Consider the following 24,058-nt stretch of genomic DNA (forward strand, 5'->3'; position numbering starts at 1 on the left):
TTTTTTAGCGTTGCCTCCCCATTAATGTGTGAGTCTGGCGTAATGAAGAGGAGAAATTATGCCCAAAGTTGGGATGGAGCCGATCAGGCGGCGCTCACTCGTTGAAGCGGCGATATCGGCCATTCATGCACGCGGCTCGCTCGACATTACCATCCGCGACATCGCGCTGCGTGCAGGCGTGTCACAGGGGCTCGCGCATCACTATTTCGGCAGCAAGGATGCTCTCATCGTTTCAGCCATGCGGTATCTGCTGACCGAATACGGCAAGCAGGTGCGCCGGGAAATGAAAAAGGCCGGCACGCCGCGTGAGAGGATTTCCGCCATCATCAAGGCCAGCCTCGGCAGGGAGCAGTTCAAGCCTGAAACCGTCTCCGTGTGGCTGGTCTTTTATGTGCACGCCCAGGTTTCCGATGAAGCGCACGCGCTTTTATCCGTCTATTCCAGGCGGCTCGGTTCCAACCTTGTCTACAATCTAAGGCCGCTCGTGGGCGATCAGGCGCAATCGGTGGCGGAAGGCGTCGCCTCACTGATTGACGGGCTCTATATCCGCAAGGCGCTCGGCAGCCTTAACAAGGATGAAAGCGCCGAACGTCTCGTCGAGGATTATGTGCAAAAGCAGATAGAAGGTCGGGGATAACCGAACGGCGGTGTTCAGGTGGACCGCCGGCGACGCTAGTGTTCGTTCAAGATCAACAAGAACTCAGGCCGCGCCTTGGCTAAACTCTATTTTTCCTATTCGGCAATGAATGCCGGCAAATCGACGCTTCTTCTCCAGGCTTCCTACAATTACCGGGAACGCGGCATGCACACGCTGCGGTTCATTGCGGCGCTGGACGAGCGTGCCGGCAAGGGCAAAATCGGTTCCCGGATCGGTCTTGAATGCGAGGCTATTCCGTTTTCAACGGAAGATGATCTTTATGCCAGGATCGCCGGGGAACAGAAAGATCGCGAGATCGCCTGCGTCTTTGTCGATGAAGCGCAATTCATGACCGAAGAGCAGGTCTGGCAATTGGCGCGCACGGCCGACCGTCTCGATATTCCGGTCATGGCCTACGGGTTGCGCACGGATTTTCAGGGGCAGCTGTTTCCCGGGTCTATGGCGTTGCTCGCCATTGCCGACACCTTGCGCGAAATCCGCACCATTTGCGAATGCGGCCGCAAGGCCACCATGGTGGTGCGGCTCGGCCCTGACGGCAAGCCGCTGAAGGACGGAGCGCAGATCGTTGTTGGTGGCAATGAAACTTATGTATCGCTGTGCCGCCGCCACTGGGAAGACGCCATGGGGCGCATTACTCCTTAAAATTTGGCCTCAATTTGCCACTACTGAAGGTGCGGCATATTGCCAATTAGAATAATTGTAGGGTGCGCGCCATTGATATAGAGGTGCCATGGGCGTTAATGATGCCCCCGATAAAGAACAAGGAGGGATCCATGGGATTTCGAGTTTTTGCAGCCGTCACAGTAGCGGCAGCTGTATTTGCCGCGCCGGCACTTGCCGATGGCGATGCCAAAAAAGGCGCCAAGGTCTTTCGCAAATGCAAAGCATGCCACGTGGTGGACGATGAGAAAAACAAGGTCGGCCCGCATCTTGTCGGAATCATCGATCGTCCGATTGCCCAGGTCGAAGGTTTCAAATATTCGGATGCCATGATTGAGTTCGGCAACGACGACAAGGTCTGGGATGTCGAGACGCTGACACTTTACCTGAAAAAGCCCAAGGATCTCATCAAAGGAACCAAAATGGCTTTTGCCGGCGTGAAGAAAGATAAGGATATGGAAAACCTGATTGCCTATCTCCAGGATCCGGAAGCCGCAAAGAAATAGCGATAATTCGCATTGGAACTCAAAAAACGCGCCCCTCAGGCGCGTTTTTTGATTCAAAACCTTACCGGTCGGGAGCGGAATTAAATATTGTCTGGATATTCTATTTATTAACAATGATTTAGAAGAATATCAGGCGTTGCTTGCCGTCTGCAGGCATTTGGTGTGAATGGGTTTTCGAACCTATAGCGAAGGACCGGCAGACTTGCAGTTGCGTAGTCCAATACCAACATAGAAAATACACCTAAGCACAAAGGCTGCCGCAAATGGTGGCTGCCGTATAAATTGCAGATTTGCCGTCAACATGACAGGCAATTCAATGTATAAATGCGCCGGTCGCAGCCCGGATATCGGAGCGACTTGGCAACAATAAGGGGGCATTCATGGCAACGCTGCAGAATCTCGATTCGGAAATTGACAAGACCCGAGGCATTGTCAACGAAATGCGCTCGAAGCTCGAGCAGTCGGGTATTGTCCTGGAACAGTTCGCCAAGGCCGAGACCAAGCTCGGGGATGCCGAATTCGATATCGAGAATGCCCGCATTGAAGACGTTCTGAAGCAGCAGAAGGTCATGGAAGCCAATATTGCAGATCTGATCATCGGGCTTGAGGACGCAACAAACGTATTCGGGGCGGAATTCGAGAGCATGAAGAATTTTTCCGGCTGGGAGAAATTCATCGGCGTGTTTTCGAAACAGAGAATGCAGCGCATGCGCACCGACCGCGTCCGCAACATGTCGCTTGCCGGAAACCTGCAGGAACTGCTCGCCAAATCCGATGCCATTGTCGGCATATTGAAAGAGCAGAAAAGCATCCTCGACGATCGCTACAAGACGTCGGAGGCGAGCCTGGTTGAGGTGATCGACCGGCGCAAGGGCACCATGTCCGAGATGGAAGCCGTGCAAACGCGCATCGACGAACTCAATCCGTTGCTGATGGATCTTGAAAACCGCATTGCGGCATCGACGGACCAGAAGGAGCGGGCCGAGCTTGAGGGCGAGCGATCGCAGCTTGCAAACGAATACAACGAGGCGCAGGCCAAGGAGCAGGAACTGCTTGCCGAAAGCCAGACGCTCGAACGTTATACGTCCATGTTCCAGACCTTCGTCGATTCCCTCAACAACCAGATTGCCGCGCAAAACACGCTGATCAACAAGCTGAGCATCGACACTGAGCAGCGCATTGTTCTTTACAAGGCGCTGGAAGATTCTCTGAAGACCGCGGCGCAGCAGGATGTTGCCCACAAGATCAACACGCTTGGCAGCCAGGTCGATACCGCTGCCGAAGAGACCATGGCCGGTATCGGCTCGGCCGCGCAGCGCCATATCGGTGATCTTCTGGAGATGCATGAAAAGAATATGCTCGCGACCCAGGATATCCAGAGGCGCAAGAAACTTGCGGACGATGCTTTTGCGCGCCGCTTCTCCGAAGTGATGGAAAAGCACAATGCGGCCGACTACGTGCAGGCCTGATGCGGCGCTAAGATGGGCAGTGAAAACGGTCACGTTGAACGATATTTCGGTGCAGTTAACAGCGCCTTGAGCGGGCTCGATTCCTTTTTGGCGGATGAGAATTCGCCGCTCTACAAACACAAGTTGATCGGACGGGTCGTTGTGCCCTATGTCGAACGGCTGAGGCAGACCTTCTCATGCTGGCAGAACCGCATTGGATTTGCAGATACGTTCCGGATATCACGGGCGGAGAGCGGGTTTCCTGCTTTCCGGAATGTTCTGGAACTCGATAATGACCGCAAGAATGCTGACCAGCGGCTGAACGCCCTTCCGCCTGCCGATGAACTGAGGCAGGAAATGGTTGATCACATCCTGCGGCAGAAGGATTTCCCTAAGGCATTGCAGGCAAGGATGGCGGAACGTTCCTATCTTGAGACGATCCGAAAAGGCGAGGTGTTTGCGCCTTTCATCCTGCCGGAAACGATCAGGGTTTCGGTGAACCCAAAGACAAAACGGCCCTACTATGTCGTGCATTGGGGCATGTTTGACGGTAGTCAGTCTCTGCCGGTGGTCTACATGGCTACGATCGAGGATTCCAGCAGCAAGCTTTGCGAGATGCTTGTGCTGCCCAGCGGCAAGCTCAACCCGAAGATCACCATTCCGCTTCCCGTCGCCGGATTGCTCAATCCGGAACTTGCCAACCGCTTCGACGAGTTTGCCAAAAGCAATAGCAGCTATTCGCTGACCCCGGCGACGATTGCCGGAAATCTGGACAAGGATTTCGACGAGCTTCACCCCAAACAGTTGCGCCGCTTCGTGCTTGGCCCTTTCTATTCCGCCGGTGTGACGGAGCACAACAGCAAGGTCAGCGACATCCTGTCAAAGGTAAAAAATGCGGACAATGCCTGGATGCTGACCTGGACCGTTCAGGAGATTGTGGCTGCATCCGAGCGTCCTGCCGAGCGCGGCCTTTGGAGTTCGACGCCGGCGCGTCAGGAATTTCACATAGAGACCAGCGATCTCGAAGCCGCTCGGCAAGGGGTCAGCTACTACGAAAAACACGCACTTGTGCCGCATGACGCCTATCAGGCGCTCTATGCAAGCGGTCAAGCCGACGATGTGTTCCGTGGCTTCCAGGTGCACGTCATATCCGGCAATCAGATAACCAGCGGAGTCTAGCCGATGAGCCAGAACACAGGTCTGACCACGGTGCATGAAGACGATATCGCCAGGCACCAGAGCACCGCGCAGAGCATGGTGACGCGACTGGTCATATTGCAGCGCGACGATGGCCGCTCGCGAAGCGGCCTTGCCGGTACCGGCCGACGGTTTGTTTCCACCGTCTCCACCGGCTCGGTTCGTCGAACGCGGGAGATCGAACTCGCCAAGACTATTGCGTCGATCCACCCCGATGATCCGATGCTGTCAATTGCACAGCACAATCTGCTGTTCCGCACGCGTCGAGGGCTTGCGGTTGCGCTGGCGCTGTCCGATGTGTTTGCCAAGCAGACGCATCTTGAAACCCTGCAGGCGCAAAATGCGTCGTCGCCGCTTTCCGGGGAAGCCGCGGCACAGTTCAAAGCGCTTTTGTCGGCATCTTCCTACGTGGCGGCATTCACCTTTGCCGCTTATCTTTTGCAAACGCTCGGAACGGAAGGCGAACCGGTCAACGATTTGGAAGAGCCGGATTTTCAATTCGACACGCCGCAGGATGCCCTGAAATCGCTGCTTGCAGGGCTTGATGACGCCTTGAGCGGATCCGCGGACGATGCCACACTTACCGCGCGGGCAAAGGCCCTCGCGCGGACAGCAATTGAAGGGCTGTTGCAGCGGCGGTCGCGCTTTGCCGGTCTTTCACATTTTGCCGATGTGCATATCCGCATCGAGCAGGACGATTTCACCCTGGATGGTTTTGAGGTTGCTCCGGGAGAGCGCCGCAAGCCATTGTCGATGAGTTTCAAGCAGCCCGACGAAATCATCGGCAACCACATCGCCAAATATCAGGCCATGAAGCTTGCGAGAATGCTGATGGCTTACGATTTCGACCGGCAGATGAACCCGTTTGTCGAACTTGGCGGTTTTCTCTTCACCTTCATTGGCGACGGCATGCCGGGCACCGGCAAGACCATCCTCATCCAGATGATCGCCGGGTTGATCAACGACTACTGCCAGGTGGCCGGCTATCCCTTCCACTATGAAAATTTCGGGGTCGACCAGATCTCCTCCTATCAGGGCAAGTCGGGTCAGAACTGCAAGGCCTTTGTCGACAACGTCGTCAATCCGCGGGCGATTGGCTTCGGTACCGTCGATGACATCGATCAGATCGCTGCGCGCCGCGCCGACGACCGGGCGTCCGCAGGTCAGCATGAGGTGACGGCGGTTTTGATGGAAAGCTTTGCTGGTGCCTCGACTGTTGTCCGAGGCAACTGCGCGTTCGGTATGTTTTCCAACTATCCGGAAAATGTCGATGACGCGCTGCGCCAGCGCGCCGGGGCAAGATGGCTGGTGGATGGCCCGCAAAGCCGGGACGACTATGTCGATATCTTCGTGCTCCTTGCCGGAAGCAACCACGACATTCCGCTCGGCAAACACGATCTTTATGCCGGACAGCAGATCAAGAAGGCGGTTTCTGCTTCCTATGCGGGGCATGACAAACCGAAGGAAGACGGCCTGATTGCGGTGTGGGAAGCCTACAGGAAAGAACATGGCGACATCAAAACCATGGCCGATGTCGGCAGCTATCTCCATCGCATCAAGCTGGCCGAGCCGCGCTTTACAGGCCGGGCGATCAAGAACATCACCGATGCGATCAAGATGCGGGCGATGGACATCGAACTGCCGGATGCGTGGTTCGAAACCCCGGACGCCTTCATGCACAAGCCCTATGACGACAAGAAAGCCATGATCGAAGAACTGCGCGGGCCGTTTTCGATCGATATGGTGCTGCAGGAAATCAACCGCTATGCCGATTCCGAATTCCGTTACACGGATAAATCCGACGATGCGGCGGTGGAGGATATTATCCGGCGTGAGCGCCAAAGGGAAAAGGCTGTGCGTGAGATCGAGACGATGAAGCGTGACGGACGCTGGGACGCCTGATGGAGCTTCTTGTCAAACACGATCTGATCTACGGACAGCTGATGGAGGTTATCGAACCGCATCTCATCGAGCGCTATAACAAAGCGCTGGAAGCTTTTGGTCTTCCCGGAACAAAGCTTACCCGTTTCCGGATCGATATGACCGGCTTTTCACCCGAAATTGCCGAGGAAATGGATGACCAGCAATATCTTGATCCGAACGCGGTCAACCGCCGGTTCATCATTTTGACCCCGGCCCAGGAAAGCCTGCCGGTGGTCCATACGAGTTTTTCCAACACCGGTTCGCTGATGCATGCTTTCTTTCAGGCCAATCGGCGCGCAATCCACGCGGTGACAATTCGCGACGTGCTTTACGGCGAAATCGGAGAAGATGTCGCGCAGGTCGAAGACATCGAGGACCTCCTGTCGATCCAGGAAGTGAACTTCCATGTGCTGACCGCCGACAATATGCTGGGCAAGGCGGAAGAGCTTCGCAAGCTTTGTGACCGGCTCCTCGGATCGCCCAATGCCTGGCGCGACGATGCCATGATCGACCGCATGGTTGAGCTTGCGAAGGAAACCGGAGACATCCGCCAAAACGATCTGGTTCCCGACCAGGTCGTCTTTCGCCACGAAGCATTCTGGTCCGGTCACTTCGGCGGCATATTCGTATTTCTCGACGGCAAATCGACCACGGTGATCTGCGATCCGCAGGCTCCGGGCTTCCGTCGCTCGCGACCATGGCAGGTAAGCTATATTCCGCTGGATGATCACGAACGTATTTTTGAGTTCCTGCGGCGCACCGGCCGCATCGAACTGCCGCATGCCTCCTGGATTGAGCAATCCGGGTACATAGATCACCGCACCGACATGCTGCTTTTGTCGCTGATACGAAAACACGACCCGGATGTCCGTTTCGACCGGGTCGATGCGATCTGGCTGCAGACCTGGATTCACCGCAATGCCAAAGCCGTAACTGAAGACGGCGGCTATCCGTTTCTGCAGAGCGCGGACCGGCACATTCGGGCAGAGGGTAGCTTTCCCGTTGACGATGCGGATGCAAAGGATCTGTTTCTTTTAGTGCGGGCAAAGCCCGATCACGAGGATTGCTGGCTTACAAACCGGCTTTTGAGCGTTCTGGTGCCTTCCGACTTTGTCTCCCGTTTCGTTTTCGACAAGCAGGGCTTTTACGAACACTATGAATCCTATAGCGAAGATTTTCGCGCCCACGTCGTGAAGACACTTTCCAACACCTATCTGCGGGACAAGAAAGCGTTCCGCCGCCGTCTCTACGGTTTTGAAGAGGAAGAAAACGATGCTTGATCCTATCATTGCGTTTTTCGAACGCGTATTCACCTGGATAGGACACGGTATCGGTTTGATTATCGCGTGGATCCTGTGGCCATTTCTGGCGGCAGGGCGGTGGTATCGCAGCAAGGGCTTCATATTAAAGGCGGTCGTTGGCGGCCTGGTTCTGATCGTGGTCGTCCTCTACGCAATGTTCCTGTGGCGAGTGCTGTGGATCAGGAACTTCAATCCCGATTACGTTGCTGCCTATAGTCTTGAAGATACGAGCACCAAGGCCGGAGATCAGCCTTCGATCGAAAACAGCGGCGCTACCACCAGAACCTGCAGCCGCTCGGTGATTGTCGATGTTACCGCCGACCTCATCGACTTCAACGTCGATCAGAATTCGTGGATATCATCGACGCTGCTTTACAAGGCCGGTTTTTTTGGTCTGCCCTGGGACGCGACGCCGTTTCTGGATAACAAAGCATCGTTCCAGCGCGGCGTGCAGCAGGCCGTCCAGCGAACGTCCATCGAGCTGGTGGATGCGCTCGGACGCGTGCGCGGGACGTCAGCGGTTGACAAGGATCTCGACCGGGCACGTGGTCGCCTGCAGTATGATCTGTATACCTGGTATTTCAGCCTCACGCCTTTCGGGCCGCTTACGCCGACACCAAGCGCCTATCGCGAGGGCAGGGACCGCCTTCGTGCCTTCAACGACCGGCTGGAATCCTGCACGGCGGTCTTTGATGCACGGGCCGACAACCTCATCCGCTTTGTCGACCGGATCGCCAGCGATATCGGTTCCACCTCCGCTGCGCTCAGGGACCGCTCGGACATCAGCAATGCCGGTTGGTTCGATACCCGCGCGGACAATCAGTATTGGTTCGCCTACGGTCAGCTTTACGCCTATTACGGCATCCTGACGGCCGCGCATGCCGACTTCGGCGATGTGATCAAGAGCCGCCAGCTCGAGGACGTGTGGAACACGATGGAGGAGCAGCTTCGGGCGACGCTCGACCTCGACCCGGTAATCGTCTCCAATGGCAAGGAGGACGGCTGGATCATGCCTTCGCATCTGGCGACCGTTGGCTTTTACCTGTTGCGGGTGCGTTCCAATCTCGTCGAAGTGCGCTCTATTCTCGATCGCTAGGCGTTTCCGAACTGATGCCGCCCAGGCTTGCGAAGAATATCAAGATGAGAATGGGTACGATCAGAAAGCCGAAGCCGAAGCTGAAATAACCAAGACCGCCGGAGACACCGCCAGCGAAGAAGCCGGCAATGATCGCAAACTGGTGCCTTATGCTCTTGTGGTCGTAGCTGTCGTGTTCCCGTTCGCTTGCGTTTCGCGACGCGGTTCTGTTGTAAAAACATTCCAGAATGGTGATGCTTATCTGGGCGATGTTTCCGGTCATGATCGTGGTGTGCGGCTGGGTGATGATCTGGTGCCGCAACGTGATAATCTGAAGCGTCGTGGCGAAGACAGTCGGCGTTGCCACAAGAATGATGGCCAGCCAGTCTGATTTGCTGATTGGCGAAAAGCCCAGGGCGAGTACGAGTGCCAGAGCGAGGAAAACGGCCTGTGCCAATAGCGCACGGCGGATCGCCGTCGGTGACGGTTTTGGTGTGTCGTGGTAAAGCCAGCTCCACATAATGCAAGCAGCAATGTAGAGCGGCAGCACAAAGAGTTTGGCCAGAATTTGCGGATCATCGTCGGCAAGCTCCACACCGATCATGATCATGTTGCCGGTGATAAATGAGGTAAAGAGCTGGAACAGGCCGATGAAGCAGATTGCCTCCACCAGTGCCGAAATGAAGGCCATCGCCGAGGGAAACAGCGTGCCGTTGAAGTCGGTGAATTGATTGCGCCGTTTTGCTGACGGGCGATCATCAATGGATGACATTGGACAATCCTGTTGGCCACACAATTTTTGATCGAGTGGATTTTGCAGGACAACCGTAAAATAAGTTGCCTCAAACCGGAAGGTAGGAGGTGCTCTTTACCTCTTCCATGACCGCATAGGTGTGGGTTTCACGAACCCCTGGAAGCGTGAGGATCACATCCGACAAAAATGCACGATAGGCGGCCATGCCCTGAACCCGCGCCTTTACCAGATAGTCGAAACCGCCGGCGACCATGTGGCATTCCATGACATCGTCGCTGCGTTTGACCGCATCGGCGAAGGCTTCAAAGACATCGGCGGTCGTTCGGTCCAGCTTGATTTCCACGAAGACCAGCATGTCGCGGCCAAGTTTTGCCGGTGACAAACGGGCCGAATAACCTTCGACAAATCCTTCGCGGGAAAGGCGCTTGACCCTTTCGGCCGTGGCCGTCGGGGAAAGATGTATGCGCTCTGCAAGCTCGATGTTGGATAGCCTGCCTTCGCGCTGCAGCAAACGGAGGATGTTTCTATCGGTTTGATCGATTACTTTCATAAATCACCAGATTATATCAATATTCCAGTTGTTCATAATTATTTTTGTGCAAAATATAGTGAGTAAAACTAATCCTGTCGAGATAGAATGGGGAAAACACGGGAGAGACCGAATGAACGCTCCGCTTGCAACCGTGGTGCCCCAGTTCCAGGCACCATATGCCGCCGATGACGACGGCCTGATCGCTGAATTTGCCAAGCAACTACATCTCGATGCGCAGCAGAACGAGAATATCGACAAGCGCGCGACGCGCTATATCGAAGCCATCCGTAACAATGCCGGATCCATTGGCGGGGTTGAGGATTTTCTTCGCGAGTACGGCCTTTCAACGCCCGAAGGGCTTGCGATGATGGTGCTTGCCGAGGCATTGCTGCGCGTTCCCGACGCGGGCACGCAGGACCGGCTGATCGAGGATAAGCTCAAAGAAGGCAACTGGAGCGCACAGGAGGGCCATGGCGACACCTGGTTCGTTGCCGCATCGGCCTGGGCTCTCGGTGTGACGGCGCGGGTGATCAAGCCGGGTGAAACACCTGAATCCATGCTTCAGGGGCTGGTCAAGCGGCTTGGCCTGCCGACCGTGCGCACGGCGACGAAACAGGCAATGCGTTTTCTCGGCCATCACTTTGTGCTTGGCGAAACCATTTCGGCGGCACTCGGCCGGGCGGCCAAGAACGAGGAGCGCGGTTTCCGGCATTCCTTCGACATGCTCGGCGAGGGCGCACGCACGGCAGATGATGCGAAGCGCTACTGGCAGTCCTATGCCGATGCAATCGAGGCCATCGGCAAGGCGGCCGGCAACAAGAAACTTCCGGACCGCATGGGCATTTCCGTCAAGCTCTCCGCCTTGCATCCGCGTTATCACGCCACCCATCGCGACCGGGTTCTGTCGGAACTTGTTCCGAGCGTTCTTGAGTTGGCGCAGCGCGCGAAGGCGCACGATCTCAACTTCACCATCGATGCCGAAGAGGCCGACAGGCTGGAGATCTCGCTGGAGGTGATTGCGGCGGTGTTTTGCGATCCGTCGCTCGCCGGCTGGGACGGTTTTGGACTGGCGGTGCAGGCCTATCAGAAGCGTGCACCGGAAGTCATCGACTTTGTGGATGCATTGTGCCGTCATACCGACCGCCGCATGATGGTGCGCCTCGTCAAGGGCGCCTATTGGGACACGGAAATCAAGCTCGCACAGGAGCGGGGCCTTGACGATTACCCGGTCTATACGCGCAAGGCCGCTACGGACGTTTCCTATCTCGCCTGCGCCCGCAAGATGCTCGACGTGCGCGAGAGGATCTTTGCGCAATTTGCAACGCACAATGCGCTGACCGTGGCGATGATCCTGGAAATGGCCGGTGACAACCGGGGCGGCTTCGAATTCCAGCGGCTGCACGGCATGGGCGAAGCGCTTTATGAATCTGTCCAGGAAAACAATGTTCCGGTGCCGTGCCGTATCTATGCGCCGGTTGGCGGCTATCGCGACCTGCTGGCCTATCTCGTACGCAGGCTGCTGGAAAACGGCGCCAATTCGTCTTTCGTGGCTGTTGCCGGCGACACCAGCGTTCCCGTCAGCGAGCTTCTGGTACGGCCTCTGGATCAGCTGGGCTTTGCAAAAGGCAAAAGCGCCCGGCACAGCGATATTCCTCTGCCGCTTGATATCTACGACAACCGGAAAAACAGCGCCGGTGTCGAATTCGGTCATGAAAAAGAGCTGGATGCGCTGACGTCAGGTATGGAAAAAGCGGTGCAGGCAGTCAAAGCGCATCCGCTGATCCCAGGCGTGAAGGTCCATCGGGGCGGGGTTGATGTTTGTTCTCCGGCAGAGCCGGGCAGGGTTGTCGGCACCATTGCGCAAACGAGTGTCGAAGACATCGATACGGCAATGCTTGCTGCGCGCGGCGGCTTCGAGAAGTGGTCGCGAACCCCGGTGGATGAGCGTGCAGCTGCCTTGCGACGGGCAGGGGACATGCTTGAAGCCGAGCGTGACCGCTTTATGGCGCTGCTTTCGCTTGAAGCCGGCAAGACGCTCGACGACGGCATTGCCGAAATCCGCGAAGCGGTGGATTTTTGCCGCTATTACGGCGCGCAGGCCAATGTCCTCTTCAAGGAGCCGGAACTGATGCCCGGCCCGACAGGCGAGGAAAACCGCTATGGCTGGCGCGGCAGGGGTGTCTTTGCCTGCATCAGCCCGTGGAATTTCCCTCTGGCGATCTTCCTCGGCCAGGTAACAGCAGCGCTCGCTGCCGGAAACGCCGTCATCGCGAAGCCGGCGGAACAGACGCCGTTGATTGCCTTCGAAGCGGTGCGCATCCTGCACGAATGCGGCGTGCCAAAAGACGTGCTGATCTATCTGCCTGGCGATGGTGAGATCGGCGCCAACCTTGTTTCCCATCCGCGCCTCGACGGCGTGGCGTTTACCGGTTCGACCGGTACCGCCAGGGCCATCAACAGAACGCTGGCGGCAAAGGACGGGCCGATCGTGCCGCTGGTCGCCGAGACAGGCGGGCTGAATGCCATGATAGTCGATGCAACGGCCTTGCCCGAACAGGTCGCGGACGATGTGATCATGTCAGCCTTCCGGTCCGCCGGTCAGCGCTGCTCGGCGCTTCGCATGCTGTTTGTGCAGGACGATGTCGCTGACCGCATGCTGGAGATGATCGAAGGCGCGACTCGCGAGCTTCACCTCGGCCAGCCGCAGAAAGCCGATACCGATGTCGGGCCCATCATCGACGAGGGACAGCGGTCCATGCTCGCTGCCCATATCGAGGCAATGGGCAGGTCGCAGACCATCCGCTTTGCCGGAGAGGCGCCGAGGGAGGGCACCTTCTTTGCTCCGCATATTGTCGAACTCGACAAGCCGTCGGCCCTGAAGGAAGAGGTGTTCGGGCCGATCCTTCACGTGGTGCGGTGGAAGGCCGGAACGCTCGACACGGTGCTCGATGACATCGCGGCCACCGGCTACGGTTTGACGATGGGTGTCCATACACGCATCGAATCGCGGATTGCCAAGGTTCTTAACCGGTTGGATGTCGGCAACATCTACGTCAACCGCAACACAATCGGCGCCGTTGTTGGTACGCAGCCTTTCGGTGGCTCGGGTCTTTCCGGCACCGGCTTCAAGGCCGGCGGACCGCATTACCTGTGCCGGTTTGCCCAGGAGCAGGTGGTGTCGATCAACACGGCCGCCGCCGGCGGCAACGCCAGCCTGATGGCAATCGACGACGAATAACCCGCGTTTCGCGGGCATTTCGCGCAGTACATTTTTCTCACGACAAAGCGTCACACAAGGCCGCAGCATTTGCTGCGGTCGTCGGTGTCGTATTTGTAGCATTTTTCGGCAGTTTTTGGCCGGTCGGCAGGGCAGATGTTGCGTTTATGGTGCGCCGGGCAACCGTGGCGGTTGCGGAGCGCCAGATGAGGAAAACGAAACATGGCCGACGTCAAATCCGATATTGAAATTGCACGCGCAGCGAACAAGCAGCCGATTATGGAGATCGGGGCAAAGCTTGATATTCCAAGCGAAAGCCTGCTGCCTTACGGCCATGATAAGGCCAAGGTGTCCGCCGAATTCATCGCGGCGCAGAAGCACAAGCAGGACGGCAAGCTCATCCTGGTGACGGCGATAAACCCGACACCCGCCGGCGAGGGCAAGACTACAACGACAGTCGGCCTTGGCGACGGGCTCAACCGCATCGGCAAGAAAGCCGTCATCTGTATCCGTGAGGCTTCTCTCGGACCGTGCTTCGGGGTCAAGGGAGGTGCCGCCGGCGGCGGCTATGCACAGGTTGTGCCGATGGAGGATATGAACCTCCATTTTACCGGCGACTTCCACGCCATCACATCGGCCCACAACCTGTTGGCCGCGATGATCGACAACCACATCTATTGGGGCAATGATCTCGGCATCGACATGCGCCGCGTTGCCTGGCGGCGGGTCATGGACATGAACGATCGCGCCCTGCGCGAAATCGTCTGCTCGCTGGGCGGCGTTGCCAACGGCTTTCCGCGTGAAGCCGGCTTTGACATCACTGTCGCCTCAGAGGTGATGGCGATCCTGTGTCTGGCGACGGATTTGGAAGACCTTGAAAAGCGTCTCGGCGACATCATCATTGGCTATCGCCGCGACAGGACGCCGGTTTATTGCCGCGATATCAAGGCTGATGGTGCCATGGCCGTGCTTCTGAAGGACGCCATGCAGCCGAACCTCGTACAGACGCTGGAAAACAACCCCGCCTTCGTTCACGGCGGTCCGTTCGCCAATATCGCCCATGGCTGCAACTCCGTTGTTGCAACCACCACGGCCCTGAAACTTGGCGACTACGTCATTACGGAAGCCGGTTTCGGTGCCGATCTCGGAGCCGAGAAGTTTTTCGACATTAAGTGCCGCAAGGCAGGGCTCAAGCCTGATGCAGCTGTTATCGTCGCCACGGTGCGCGCCATGAAGATGAACGGCGGCGTGAAGAAGGAAGATCTAGGCGCGGAAAACATCGAAGCCGTCGTTCAGGGCTGCGCCAACCTTGGCCGTCATATCCAGAATGTGAAGAAATTCGGGGTCCCTGTGGTTGTTGCCATCAACCATTTCATTTCCGACACCGACGGTGAAATCGCCGCCGTTCAGGAATATGTCGAAACGCTCGGCACCGAAGCGATCGTCTGCCGCCACTGGGCGGATGGGTCCGCAGGGATCGAAGAGCTCTCTTATAAGGTCGTTGAACTGGCCGAATCCGGCGCTTCGCAGTTCGCGCCGCTTTATCCGGACGACATGCCGCTGTTTGAGAAGATCGAGACCGTCGCAAAAGGTATTTACCACGCCTCCGAGGTCATCGCCGACAAGGCCGTCCGCGATCAGCTTCGCCAGTGGGAAGAGCAGGGTTACGGCCATCTGCCGGTCTGCATGGCAAAGACGCAGTATTCTTTCTCGACCGATCCGAACCTGCGCGGCGCGCCGACCGATCACACGGTGCCGATCCGCGAAGTGAGGCTTTCAGCCGGTGCCGGCTTCATTGTGGTGATAACCGGTGCGATTATGACCATGCCCGGCCTGCCACGCGTTCCGTCGTCGGAAAAGATCCACCTCAACGAACAGGGCTATATCGAAGGCCTGTTCTAGGCACTGATCCCATCTATCCGCAGGGACAATACGGCCGCTTCGGGCTCACTGCCCGAAGCGGCCCTTTGTGGGCTTTGCGCCAAAGGGCGGGAGTGAGCGCAGAGCCGGCCAGGTGCATCATATCTTGTCGATAGCATCGCCAATGTAACCGCCTGTCTGCCTCTGCCATAGTCGGGTATACAGCCCGTCCCGTTGGAGTAGCGCCGACGGCGTTCCCTCCTCAACGATGCGACCTTCATCGAGAACGACGATCCTGTCCATACTGGAAATCGTAGATAGCCGATGGGCGATGGCAATGACCGTCTTGCCCTCCATCAAAATTCCGAGATTGTCCTGAACTGCCGCCTCAGCTTCACTGTCCAATGCAGAAGTAGCCTCATCAAGGATGAGGATTGGCGCGTCCTTAAGCAACACGCGGGCAATTGCGACGCGCTGGCGCTGGCCCCCTGAAAGCTTCACTCCGCGATCCCCGACGAAGGCATCGTAGCCGGTCCGGCCCTCGCTATCCCTGAGATCGGCGATGAATTCGTCGGCTTCGGCCAGCAGCGCAGAGTGCTGCATCTCTTCCAGCGACGCATCGGGACGACCGTAGCGGATATTGTCACCGACAGAACGATGCAGCAGCGAGACATCCTGGGTTACGACGCCAATGCTTTCTCGTATGCTGTCCTGGGTCACGTGACTGATGTCCTGACCGTCGATGAATATCGCCCCATCCTTCAGGTCGAAGAACCGGAGAAGCAGGCTTACAAGGGTGGACTTTCCGGCGCCGGACACACCGACCAGCCCCACTTTTTCGCCAGCGCGGACCGTGAGCGATAAATCGTGGATCACCTTTTGGCCCTGCTGATATTCGAATTTGATGTCTCTGAACTCGACGGCACCGGACTTGACGCTGAGGGGCACGGCATCCGACGCATCGGTTATCGTGGGTTGTGAGGTTACGACCGGCATCGCATCACGGATCGTGCCTACCGCCTGAAAGATCTGCTGCCCCATCTGCAGGAAGGCCCGTGCATTGGCAGACAGCCGCTGAACGATGGCGATCGAGGCGACGAACTGGCCGATGGTGACGAAGCCGGCGACGAGGCCCCAGAGACCTATGGCGACGTTGCCTAGCGTGAGGAAAACGTTGAGAAGAATGACATAGCTGTCGGTCGTCAGGTAGATGCGCCGTTCAAACTGCTGCGTTTCCACTGCGTTTCCCATGATGTCCCGGATCGCACCTGCCTCGCTGTCCTCGGCTGCAAAGAGTTTGACCATCTGAATGTTGCTGTAGAGATCGGTCATGGCGCCGACCACAAGACTGCGGGTGCGGGCGGTTTGGCGTGCGCGTTCGGAAAACAGAGGTACCGCCATTACTGCTATGGCGACGTTGGCCACGATCCAAATGAAGACCGGAATAGCGAGCGGCCAGGACAGCGCTGCCAGAAGAACGAGCGACCCGACAAACTGCACGGTAAAGTGCGGTACGCTCTGAAAGGCGACGACGACCTGTTGCTGCAGGGCGGATGCAACCTGCGAGATGCGTGCGGCGACCTGACCGGCGAAGAGGTCGTGAAAAAAGGCAAGGTCCTGACGTTCGACTGACTTGTGGCCCTGCCATATCATCGCTGCCGGCATGCATACGGTCACGACCTGGGAATTCAGCGTATTTGCGAAGAAAATGCAAAGCGGCAGCAACGGGAAAAAGAGAACACCCAGAACCGCAAGCAGGGGCCAGTCTTCCCGCAGGAACTCAGCGGGGCCCGTTGCGCTCACCCCGTCGACGATAACCGAAATACCCCAGATCACCGAGAGATTGATGCACTCGACAGCCACACTGAAAAGAACGATGGCGGCCAGAACACCTCGAAACATCCGTGCGAAATGCAGGACCAGAGCGAAAGGGCCCTTGGATGGCAATGGGGTATAAGGGATGTCCAACGGACGGATAAGCGTCTCAAACGGACGATATACGATATCTGAAAACGACATAGCGGCTCAATTCCAATGACCGGACAAAGGATACGCGGAGAATTAAGCACGGATGACGTGTGGCGGAAACGCGTAATTCAATCATTGGGATAGATTGCCAGTAATGTGGGCAATACGGCCGTTTACACAGTGGGTGATTCGAGGGCCTGAACAGATTACGATTCGAACCGGCTTGCCGTTTTTTTGCCGTTGGCCTAACGATTGAGCGCCAGATAGGCGTTGGCGATATCCGCGTCGATGGACGCGGGAACGGGAACGACGCAATCCGCCTCCGTCGCTTTTCCGCGCGCGATATATTCCAGACAGCGTGCCTGCAGTGCGAAACCGAGATCCATCGATTCAATCGAATTGCCGAGCGGGCGCGGCCCGGCAAGGTTGGCCATGTGACCGTCGCATATAATGTGCACGGAGCGGCCGTCATCAAGCCTGAGCGTCTCGATGCCCTGTTCCTCGAACAATTCTCTTTGGATAACTGAAGCGCTTTCCGCAAGATCACTTACAGCGATTTCCGTCGGGAAATGGCCGCCATTGATCAACAGGACACCATCCTTGAAATCCGGCAGATCATCGGCGGTAACGACATTGAAGGCTCCGGTTTCCGTGATGATCACGTCCGCATCGCGGATCGCGTCCCGCCTTTCAGGCGTTCTGAATCCATCCAGATGCGCTTCCAATGTAGTGACCGGATCGACATCGACGACACTGACCACGCTGTTTGCGTTCCTGAAATTGGCGGCAACGCCCCTGCCGCAGGCGCCGTATCCGAAAACGGTGACCCGCTTGCCGTTGGTTGAGCGGTTGGTCAGGCGCATATAGCTTTCGAATATGCTTTGCCCGACTGCATGCCGGTTTTCCGCGAACTGCTTGATCGGGCTGTCATTGATGACCAGGATCGGCTTAATCAGCTCATCGCGCATTGGCTGCAGTCGCATGCGGCCCGAGGTGGTTTCCTCGGTCCCGCCCAGAAAATTCGGGTAAGGATTCTCGGCATAACAGGCAAAAAGATCGCCGCCATTGTCGAGCAGCAGGTCCGGCTTTTCGGCGATGATCTGGTTGAGCGAGAGGTCGTGGACAGACTGATCGATGGTCTGTTCGGCAATGACCTCGATGTCGTGGGACAACAGGTAGTCCACCGTCTCAGGTTGCGTGCTGTTGAGATTGCCGGTCGCGACAACGCGCGCGCCCCCTGATTTCAGCGTGCACAGCAACACCGCCGTCTTCGGCTCGAGATGAATTCCGGTGCCGATTGTCAGGTTCTCAAAGGGCCTTGTTCTGGAAAATTCCCGCTCGATTTCCGCCAGCAGGCGGCAGCTTGAACTGACCCAGTCAATCCGCGATTTTGTCTGCCGGTTTGTCATTTTTCCATCCTGTGCTTCGGCGCCGGACATGTGATGCGCCGCACAGAGTGGAGCTTATCTTATTGGTTCAGCAAAACAAATCAGTTCTTGGGTGGGAGAAATTCGGCTGACGGATGACCCGCTGTGCGAATCATCCGGATCGGTGTCAATATTATTGAAAGTTTTCCGGATTTCCGGGCACCAGACGGGTGATTGTGCCGACCTTCTTTCCGTCTGCGTCGATATAGGTCAGAACACCGGGTTCGTAGGAAATCTGCCAATCGCCCTCCGGGCCGTTTTCCCATTTGACGTGGTAGCCGCTGGGCAGCAAATGCCAGTCGCCGTTCATCTGCGGGCCCTGCGGCAGCACCATATGAATGCGGCTTTCATCCGCATAGTAGATGACGGCGTCTTTATCCTGCCCGATGTCGACATAGTGGGTGGATCCGATTGTCAGTATTGCCAGAACGGCTTTTTCCAGTATGGCCATGAACAGCTCCTTTGATGTGAGTTTCCTGACCCATTCACCTTGGAATCAGGCATAGTTCATCCATGCCTGCCGGTTCGATCCGGCGTAGGTATCCGCGGTTGTGATAAATGGTCAAGTAACTTGACTATAGGTATTATGCATGAAAAAGTCAAGTTGCTTGACTAAAGAAAAGAACTCCATGGAGAAGGACGGAAAAGGAAAACCCGAATCCCAGTTGCCCGAGCATATTGGCTGGGACCTATGGCGTGCCCGCGACCGGTGGAAGACACGGTTTGTCGATGCGATGCAGCAAAGAGGGCACGGCTGGTTTACCGAAGCACGGGCAAACCTGCTTGGCCTGATGCCGCGAAAGGGAATGCGCCAGGCAGATCTTGTTGCACGCAGCGGCCTGAGCAAGCAGGCCATCCAGCAGTTTGTCGACGCGCTGGTGTCTGAAGGCATATTGCAGCGCAAGCGCGATCCAGACGACGCTCGGGGGAAAATTGTTGGTCTTACCGAAAAGGGCATGCAAGCCATGCACGATGCGGATGAGGTCAAGCGCACCGTGGAAGAGGAAATTGCGGCCCGGTTCAGCCCCGAGGAATATGCCGTATTTTCAAGGGTGCTGCGACAGATTGCCGAAAATTGAGGCACGCGAATTTGGAATCATAACTTGCGCTCGGTTGCATAGGGCGTTAACACGGAACCATGAAACACGCACATAACATCAACAAGATCTGGTGGTGGGTTCGCTAAGAGCGGCCGCAGCCAGTTGTGCGTAACACTTGCAAAGCCGCTGAGGACATTCCCGGCGGTTTTTTTGTGCGCGGAATTTGAGGATCGGAAGAGATGACGGCAATAAATACGGACGAAAGCGCGGAGATCTATGTCACGCGCGGTGGCGTCGAAATCAGCCGAGCGCGGGTGGATACGCCCTATGCGGAAGCGATCGAAACCTATGTGGACGGTCTCGACAGCCGGCGCGGCGCGGTATTTTCATCCAACTACGAATATCCGGGCCGCTACACGCGCTGGGATACTGCGATCATCGATCCGCCCCTGTCGATCACGGCCACCGGACGTGACATGCGTTTTGAAGCCCACAATGAACGCGGCGAAGCACTGCTCGCCATTGTCGAGCGCAGGCTTGGCAGGCTGTCGGATGTCACCGTCGGTGAAAAGACCAGACACAGCATCGCGCTGAAAGTGGCATTTCCGGACCGGTCCTTTACGGAAGAGGAACGTTCGCGCGTTCCCACCGTCTTCAGTGTTTTGCGGGCAATCACAGACCTCTTCCACAGCGAGGAAGACAGCAACCTCGGCCTCTATGGTGCCTTTGGCTATGATCTTGCCTTTCAGTTCGACAGTGTCCCGCAGCATCTCGAGCGGCCGGAGGGACAGCGCGACCTGGTGCTGTTCCTGCCTGACGAGATCCTGGTCGTCGACCACTATTCCGCGCGCGCCTGGGTTGACCGGTACGAGTTTTCGCGCCGCGACCACACGACCGTCGGCAAGGCCCGCGATACTGAGCCTGAACCGTTTGTCGCGACAGACGAAACGCCGCCGCGCGCCGACCATAAGCCGGGTGAATATGCCGACCTTGTAACCAGGGCCAAGGAGAGCTTCAAGCGCGGCGACCTTTTCGAAGTGGTTCCGGGGCAGATGTTCTTTGAGCGCTGCGTCAGCCAGCCCTCGGCAATTGCCCGGCGGTTGAAGGAGACGAACCCTTCGCCCTATTCCTTTTTCATTAATCTTGGCGAGGGTGAATATCTTGTCGGCGCATCGCCGGAAATGTTCGTCCGGGTGAGCGGCCGAAGGGTTGAGACATGTCCGATTTCGGGAACCATCAAACGTGGTGACGATGCCATTTCCGATTCCGAGCAGATCCTCAAGCTGCTTAATTCAAAGAAGGACGAGTCCGAGCTCACCATGTGTTCGGATGTCGACCGTAACGACAAGAGCCGGGTCTGTGTGCCGGGTTCCGTGCGGGTTATCGGCCGCCGGCAGATCGAGATGTATTCGCGGCTCATCCATACGGTTGACCACGTTGAAGGCCGGCTGCGCGATGGCATGGACGCATTTGACGCATTTCTCAGTCATGCCTGGGCCGTGACGGTGACCGGTGCGCCGAAATTGTGGGCCATGCGCTTTATCGAGGAACATGAAAAGAGCCCGCGCGCCTGGTATGGCGGCGCGATCGGCATGGTTAACTTCAACGGCGACATGAATACCGGCCTGACACTGCGCACCATTCGCATCAAAGACGGCATTTCCGAAGTCCGGGCGGGTGCCACGCTGCTCTTTGACTCCGTGCCGGAGGACGAAGAGGCAGAAACTGAGCTGAAGGCTTCTGCCATGCTTGCGGCAATCCGCGATGCCGGGCAGAGCAACGAGACCGCAATGGCGCGTGGCGCGGCCAAGGTGGGCGAGGGCGTCAGGATCCTGCTAGTCGATCATGAGGATTCCTTCGTGCACACGCTGGCCAATTATTTCCGCCAGACCGGTGCGCAGGTGACGACGGTACGAACGCCCGTTTCAGAAGATATTTTCGACAGTGTGGACCCGGATCTGGTTGTGCTTTCGCCCGGTCCCGGAACACCGAAAGACTTTGACTGCAAGGCAACGATCAAGATCGTGCGCAAGCGTGGCCTGCCGCTCTTCGGGGTGTGTCTTGGCCTGCAGGCGATCACCGAAGCCTATGGCGGCGAACTGCGAACGCTGGCAGTACCGATGCACGGCAAGCCGTCCCGCATCCGGGTCAACGATCCGGGCATTGTCTTCTCAGGCCTTGGAAAGGAGGCAACGGTGGGGCGTTACCATTCGATCTTTGCCGATCCCGCGACGCTTTCGAAGGATTTTTCCATTACCGCTGAAAGCGAAGACGGCACGATCATGGGTATCGAGCACCGTGACGAACCGGTTGCCGCGGTGCAGTTTCATCCCGAATCCATCATGACCCTCGGTCAGGATGCCGGAATGCGCATGATTGAAAATGTCGTTGCTCATATGGCGCGCCGGGAGAAATAGGGTCCATTTGCGTTTATCGAAGCGGCAACTGAATGACTGCAGCCGGTCAATTGACGGTTGCCGTCTTTAGAAGTCGCGGTTATAACTCCGCACATGATGACGAATATGGTCGATGCAATTTTGAAAACCGTACAGGAACGCGCCAAGGCGCGGGCCGCGTTTTCGCACGACCTACTGCTTCTCGGCCTTACTGGCGATCGCCGGGCTCGTTAGAGGAGCGTCCGGCGGTCGATCGCCGGTGGCATGAGCTCCTTTTTCCTTTACAGACGAAGACCAAAGGCCCTACAGGCAAAGCCTGCCCGGATGCGTAAAGTCCAGTGGCAAGGCTGACAGAAAAACGAGAGACAGAATGACAGTCACAGACCAATCATCAACGTCGAAGAGTAATGGCGGCATGGCCCATGCCGCGCGCAAGTATCAGCCCTATCCGCTGACCGGCCTCGAAGACCGCACCTGGCCGTCCAAACGCATCGAAAAAGCGCCGATCTGGTGCTCGGTCGACCTGCGCGACGGCAATCAGGCGCTGGTCAATCCCATGGGACACGACCGCAAATCACGCATGTTCCAGCTGCTGCTCGATATGGGATTCAAGGAAATCGAAATCGGATTTCCCTCCGCCTCGCAGACGGATTTCGATTTTGCCCGCTGGTGTATCGAGGACCATGACGTGCCGGAGGACGTGTCCCTCCAGGTTCTGGTTCAGTGCCGACCGGAACTGATTACCCGCACCTTCGAAGCGCTCGAGGGTGCGCACCGGCCGATCGTGCATTTCTACAATTCCACCAGCGAGTTGCAGCGCCGCGTGGTCTTCGCCAAGGATGTGGCCGGCATCAAGCAGATTGCCGTCGATGCCGCCAAGATGGTAACCGACATGGCCGCCAAGGCCGGTGGCGGTTACCGGTTTCAATATTCGCCTGAGAGCTTTACCGGCACCGAGCTGGAAGTGGCGCTGGAGATCTGCAATGCAGTGGCGGAAGTCGTTCAGCCCACGGCGGACAACAAGCTGATCATCAACCTGCCGTCGACGGTCGAGATGTCGACGCCGAATATCTACGCCGACCAGATCGAGTGGATGTGCCGGCAATTGGACAACCGCGAAAACCTGATCATCTCGCTGCATCCGCACAATGATCGCGGCACCGGTATTGCGGCGACCGAACTCGGCCTGATGGCGGGCGCTGACCGGGTGGAAGGCACCCTGTTCGGCAATGGAGAGCGCACCGGCAATGTCGATGTCGTAACGCTGGCGCTCAACATGTACACCCAAGGTGTTGATCCCAAGTTGGACTGCACGGACATTGAGCGGATCAAGAGCGTTTATGAATACTCCAACCAGATGGTGATCCCGGAGCGTCATCCTTATGTCGGCGAGCTGGTCTACACGGCCTTTTCAGGCTCACACCAGGACGCAATCAACAAGGGTATGAAGGCGATCCGGGCTGCCAACACTGAAATCTGGGAGGTGCCTTATCTGCCGATCGATCCGCAGGATGTGGGCCGGACCTATGAGGCGATCATCCGCATCAACTCGCAATCCGGCAAGGGCGGTATCGCCTATGTGCTGCATGAAGACTATGGGCTAAACCTGCCGCGCGCTTTGCAGGTGGAATTCCAGGGCGATGTTCAGCGCATCACCGAAGAAAAAGGTGAGGAGCTGCCCTCAAAACTCATCTATGAGCGGTTCATGGAGCGCTATGTCGAGCAGCCCGGCGCGCGCCTTGCCTATGTCGATCACCACACCTATCCGTCCACGGAGGTAAAGGGCGTGCGTGAAGTCGAAGCGATCATCAGCGACGGCGGCGAGCAGATCAAGATTACCGGGCAGGGAACCGGTCCGATCGACGGTTTCGTGCATGCGCTCTCGCAGCACGTCGGCATCGATCTGACGGTTGCCGAGTATTCCGAGCACTCGCTCCAGCACGGCGCCAATGCAGCGGCAATCTGCTACATGGAAATGGAGCATCCGGGCGGTAAACTCTTCGGTGTGGGTATCAGCACGAACATCGTTGCCGCATCGCTTGAGGCGGTGGTGTCGGCGGCGAACAGGCTGCTCTCCGGAAACTGATTTTATCACC

18 protein-coding genes are annotated in these 24,058 nt (G+C 57.2%); 13 read left to right on the forward strand and 5 right to left on the reverse strand.

Annotated elements, in window-relative coordinates; translation table 11 throughout:
- Window positions 1–58: 58 nt before the first annotated feature.
- The 8 genes from betI (at window position 59) to ABVT35_RS25945 (ending at window position 8,789) form a co-directional block, all read left to right on the forward strand.
- Window positions 59–637: a transcriptional regulator BetI gene (gene betI, locus ABVT35_RS25910; protein WP_368470510.1), complete on the forward strand. Its 579-nt coding sequence runs from the start codon at window positions 59–61 to the stop codon at window positions 635–637.
- A 75-nt stretch (window positions 638–712) separates the two neighbouring features.
- On the forward strand, window positions 713–1,300 hold the full coding sequence (locus ABVT35_RS25915) for a thymidine kinase (RefSeq protein ID WP_368470511.1): 588 nt from the start codon (window positions 713–715) through the stop codon (window positions 1,298–1,300).
- A gap of 131 nt (window positions 1,301–1,431) precedes the next feature.
- Window positions 1,432–1,824, forward strand: a complete 393-nt coding sequence (locus ABVT35_RS25920; protein ID WP_368470512.1) for a cytochrome c family protein — start codon at window positions 1,432–1,434, stop codon at window positions 1,822–1,824.
- Window positions 1,825–2,204: 380 nt separating this feature from the next.
- Window positions 2,205–3,293 carry a hypothetical protein gene (locus tag ABVT35_RS25925; RefSeq protein WP_368470513.1) on the forward strand — a complete coding sequence of 363 codons (1,089 nt, stop codon included), beginning with the start codon at window positions 2,205–2,207 and terminating at the stop codon, window positions 3,291–3,293.
- A gap of 12 nt (window positions 3,294–3,305) precedes the next feature.
- Window positions 3,306–4,451: a hypothetical protein gene (locus tag ABVT35_RS25930; protein WP_368470514.1), complete on the forward strand. Its 1,146-nt coding sequence runs from the start codon at window positions 3,306–3,308 to the stop codon at window positions 4,449–4,451.
- 3 nt (window positions 4,452–4,454) lie between these two features.
- Window positions 4,455–6,371 carry an AAA family ATPase gene (locus tag ABVT35_RS25935; protein ID WP_368470515.1) on the forward strand — a complete coding sequence of 639 codons (1,917 nt, stop codon included), beginning with the start codon at window positions 4,455–4,457 and terminating at the stop codon, window positions 6,369–6,371.
- A complete protein-coding gene (locus ABVT35_RS25940) occupies window positions 6,371–7,672 on the forward strand; it encodes a DUF6638 family protein (RefSeq protein WP_368470516.1) in 1,302 nt (433 codons plus the stop codon). The genes ABVT35_RS25935 and ABVT35_RS25940 overlap by 1 nt, the downstream gene beginning before the upstream one ends.
- Window positions 7,665–8,789, forward strand: a complete 1,125-nt coding sequence (locus tag ABVT35_RS25945; RefSeq protein ID WP_368470517.1) for a DUF2333 family protein — start codon at window positions 7,665–7,667, stop codon at window positions 8,787–8,789. The genes ABVT35_RS25940 and ABVT35_RS25945 overlap by 8 nt, the downstream gene beginning before the upstream one ends.
- Here the strand turns inward: ABVT35_RS25945 and ABVT35_RS25950 are convergent.
- The gene (locus ABVT35_RS25950) at window positions 8,773–9,540 is read right to left on the reverse strand and encodes a YoaK family protein (protein ID WP_368470519.1); all 768 of its coding nucleotides are present in this window, start codon (window positions 9,538–9,540) and stop codon (window positions 8,773–8,775) included. The two genes, ABVT35_RS25945 and ABVT35_RS25950, sit on opposite strands and share 17 nt — an antisense overlap.
- Before the next feature lie 70 nt (window positions 9,541–9,610).
- A complete protein-coding gene (locus tag ABVT35_RS25955; RefSeq protein ID WP_368470520.1) occupies window positions 9,611–10,072 on the reverse strand; it encodes an Lrp/AsnC ligand binding domain-containing protein in 462 nt (153 codons plus the stop codon).
- Between the two features lie 112 nt (window positions 10,073–10,184).
- Between ABVT35_RS25955 and putA the strand changes: the two genes are divergently transcribed.
- Both putA and ABVT35_RS25965 read left to right on the forward strand, forming a co-directional pair.
- Window positions 10,185–13,292 carry a bifunctional proline dehydrogenase/L-glutamate gamma-semialdehyde dehydrogenase PutA gene (putA, locus tag ABVT35_RS25960; RefSeq protein ID WP_368470521.1) on the forward strand — a complete coding sequence of 1,036 codons (3,108 nt, stop codon included), beginning with the start codon at window positions 10,185–10,187 and terminating at the stop codon, window positions 13,290–13,292.
- A 201-nt stretch (window positions 13,293–13,493) separates the two neighbouring features.
- Window positions 13,494–15,173, forward strand: coding sequence for a formate--tetrahydrofolate ligase (locus ABVT35_RS25965; protein WP_368470522.1), 1,680 nt, complete (start codon window positions 13,494–13,496; stop codon window positions 15,171–15,173).
- A 117-nt stretch (window positions 15,174–15,290) separates the two neighbouring features.
- On the opposite strand, the gene ABVT35_RS25970 is transcribed toward ABVT35_RS25965, so the two are convergent.
- The 3 genes from ABVT35_RS25970 to ABVT35_RS25980 all read right to left on the reverse strand — a co-directional run bounded on the left by ABVT35_RS25970 (window position 15,291) and on the right by ABVT35_RS25980 (window position 18,977).
- A complete protein-coding gene (locus tag ABVT35_RS25970) occupies window positions 15,291–17,150 on the reverse strand; it encodes an ABC transporter ATP-binding protein (protein ID WP_368470523.1) in 1,860 nt (619 codons plus the stop codon).
- A 194-nt stretch (window positions 17,151–17,344) separates the two neighbouring features.
- On the reverse strand, window positions 17,345–18,508 hold the full coding sequence (locus ABVT35_RS25975; RefSeq protein WP_368470524.1) for an adenosylhomocysteinase: 1,164 nt from the start codon (window positions 18,506–18,508) through the stop codon (window positions 17,345–17,347).
- A 151-nt stretch (window positions 18,509–18,659) separates the two neighbouring features.
- Window positions 18,660–18,977 carry a hypothetical protein gene (locus ABVT35_RS25980; RefSeq protein WP_368470525.1) on the reverse strand — a complete coding sequence of 106 codons (318 nt, stop codon included), beginning with the start codon at window positions 18,975–18,977 and terminating at the stop codon, window positions 18,660–18,662.
- A gap of 157 nt (window positions 18,978–19,134) precedes the next feature.
- On the opposite strand from ABVT35_RS25980, the gene ABVT35_RS25985 reads away from it, so the two are divergent.
- From ABVT35_RS25985 to leuA, 3 genes are all read left to right on the forward strand, one after another.
- The gene (locus ABVT35_RS25985; RefSeq protein ID WP_368470526.1) at window positions 19,135–19,605 is read left to right on the forward strand and encodes a MarR family winged helix-turn-helix transcriptional regulator; all 471 of its coding nucleotides are present in this window, start codon (window positions 19,135–19,137) and stop codon (window positions 19,603–19,605) included.
- A gap of 200 nt (window positions 19,606–19,805) precedes the next feature.
- Entirely contained in the window at window positions 19,806–21,983 is a 2,178-nt protein-coding gene (locus ABVT35_RS25990; RefSeq protein WP_368470527.1) for an anthranilate synthase, read from the forward strand.
- Window positions 21,984–22,332: 349 nt separating this feature from the next.
- Entirely contained in the window at window positions 22,333–24,048 is a 1,716-nt protein-coding gene (gene leuA / locus ABVT35_RS25995; protein ID WP_368470528.1) for a 2-isopropylmalate synthase, read from the forward strand.
- The last annotated feature ends 10 nt before the right edge of the window (window positions 24,049–24,058 follow it).

The sequence above is a fragment of the Hoeflea sp. TYP-13 genome (assembly GCF_040932035.1).
Classification (GTDB): Bacteria; Pseudomonadota; Alphaproteobacteria; order Rhizobiales; family Rhizobiaceae; genus Hoeflea_A.

Coding starts and splice junctions, on each gene's coding strand:
- ABVT35_RS25925 (WP_368470513.1), top strand. CDS start 2,205: ATGGCAACGCTGCAGAATCTCGATTCGGAAATTGACAAGACCCGAGGC.
- ABVT35_RS25990 (WP_368470527.1), top strand. CDS start 19,806: ATGACGGCAATAAATACGGACGAAAGCGCGGAGATCTATGTCACGCGC.
- putA (WP_368470521.1), top strand. CDS start 10,185: ATGAACGCTCCGCTTGCAACCGTGGTGCCCCAGTTCCAGGCACCATAT.
- ABVT35_RS25945 (WP_368470517.1), top strand. CDS start 7,665: ATGCTTGATCCTATCATTGCGTTTTTCGAACGCGTATTCACCTGGATA.
- ABVT35_RS25920 (WP_368470512.1), top strand. CDS start 1,432: ATGGGATTTCGAGTTTTTGCAGCCGTCACAGTAGCGGCAGCTGTATTT.
- ABVT35_RS25970 (WP_368470523.1), bottom strand. CDS start 17,150: ATGTCGTTTTCAGATATCGTATATCGTCCGTTTGAGACGCTTATCCGT.
- ABVT35_RS25935 (WP_368470515.1), top strand. CDS start 4,455: ATGAGCCAGAACACAGGTCTGACCACGGTGCATGAAGACGATATCGCC.
- ABVT35_RS25950 (WP_368470519.1), bottom strand. CDS start 9,540: ATGTCATCCATTGATGATCGCCCGTCAGCAAAACGGCGCAATCAATTC.
- ABVT35_RS25940 (WP_368470516.1), top strand. CDS start 6,371: ATGGAGCTTCTTGTCAAACACGATCTGATCTACGGACAGCTGATGGAG.
- ABVT35_RS25965 (WP_368470522.1), top strand. CDS start 13,494: ATGGCCGACGTCAAATCCGATATTGAAATTGCACGCGCAGCGAACAAG.
- betI (WP_368470510.1), top strand. CDS start 59: ATGCCCAAAGTTGGGATGGAGCCGATCAGGCGGCGCTCACTCGTTGAA.
- ABVT35_RS25930 (WP_368470514.1), top strand. CDS start 3,306: ATGGGCAGTGAAAACGGTCACGTTGAACGATATTTCGGTGCAGTTAAC.
- ABVT35_RS25975 (WP_368470524.1), bottom strand. CDS start 18,508: ATGACAAACCGGCAGACAAAATCGCGGATTGACTGGGTCAGTTCAAGC.
- leuA (WP_368470528.1), top strand. CDS start 22,333: ATGACAGTCACAGACCAATCATCAACGTCGAAGAGTAATGGCGGCATG.
- ABVT35_RS25980 (WP_368470525.1), bottom strand. CDS start 18,977: ATGGCCATACTGGAAAAAGCCGTTCTGGCAATACTGACAATCGGATCC.
- ABVT35_RS25955 (WP_368470520.1), bottom strand. CDS start 10,072: ATGAAAGTAATCGATCAAACCGATAGAAACATCCTCCGTTTGCTGCAG.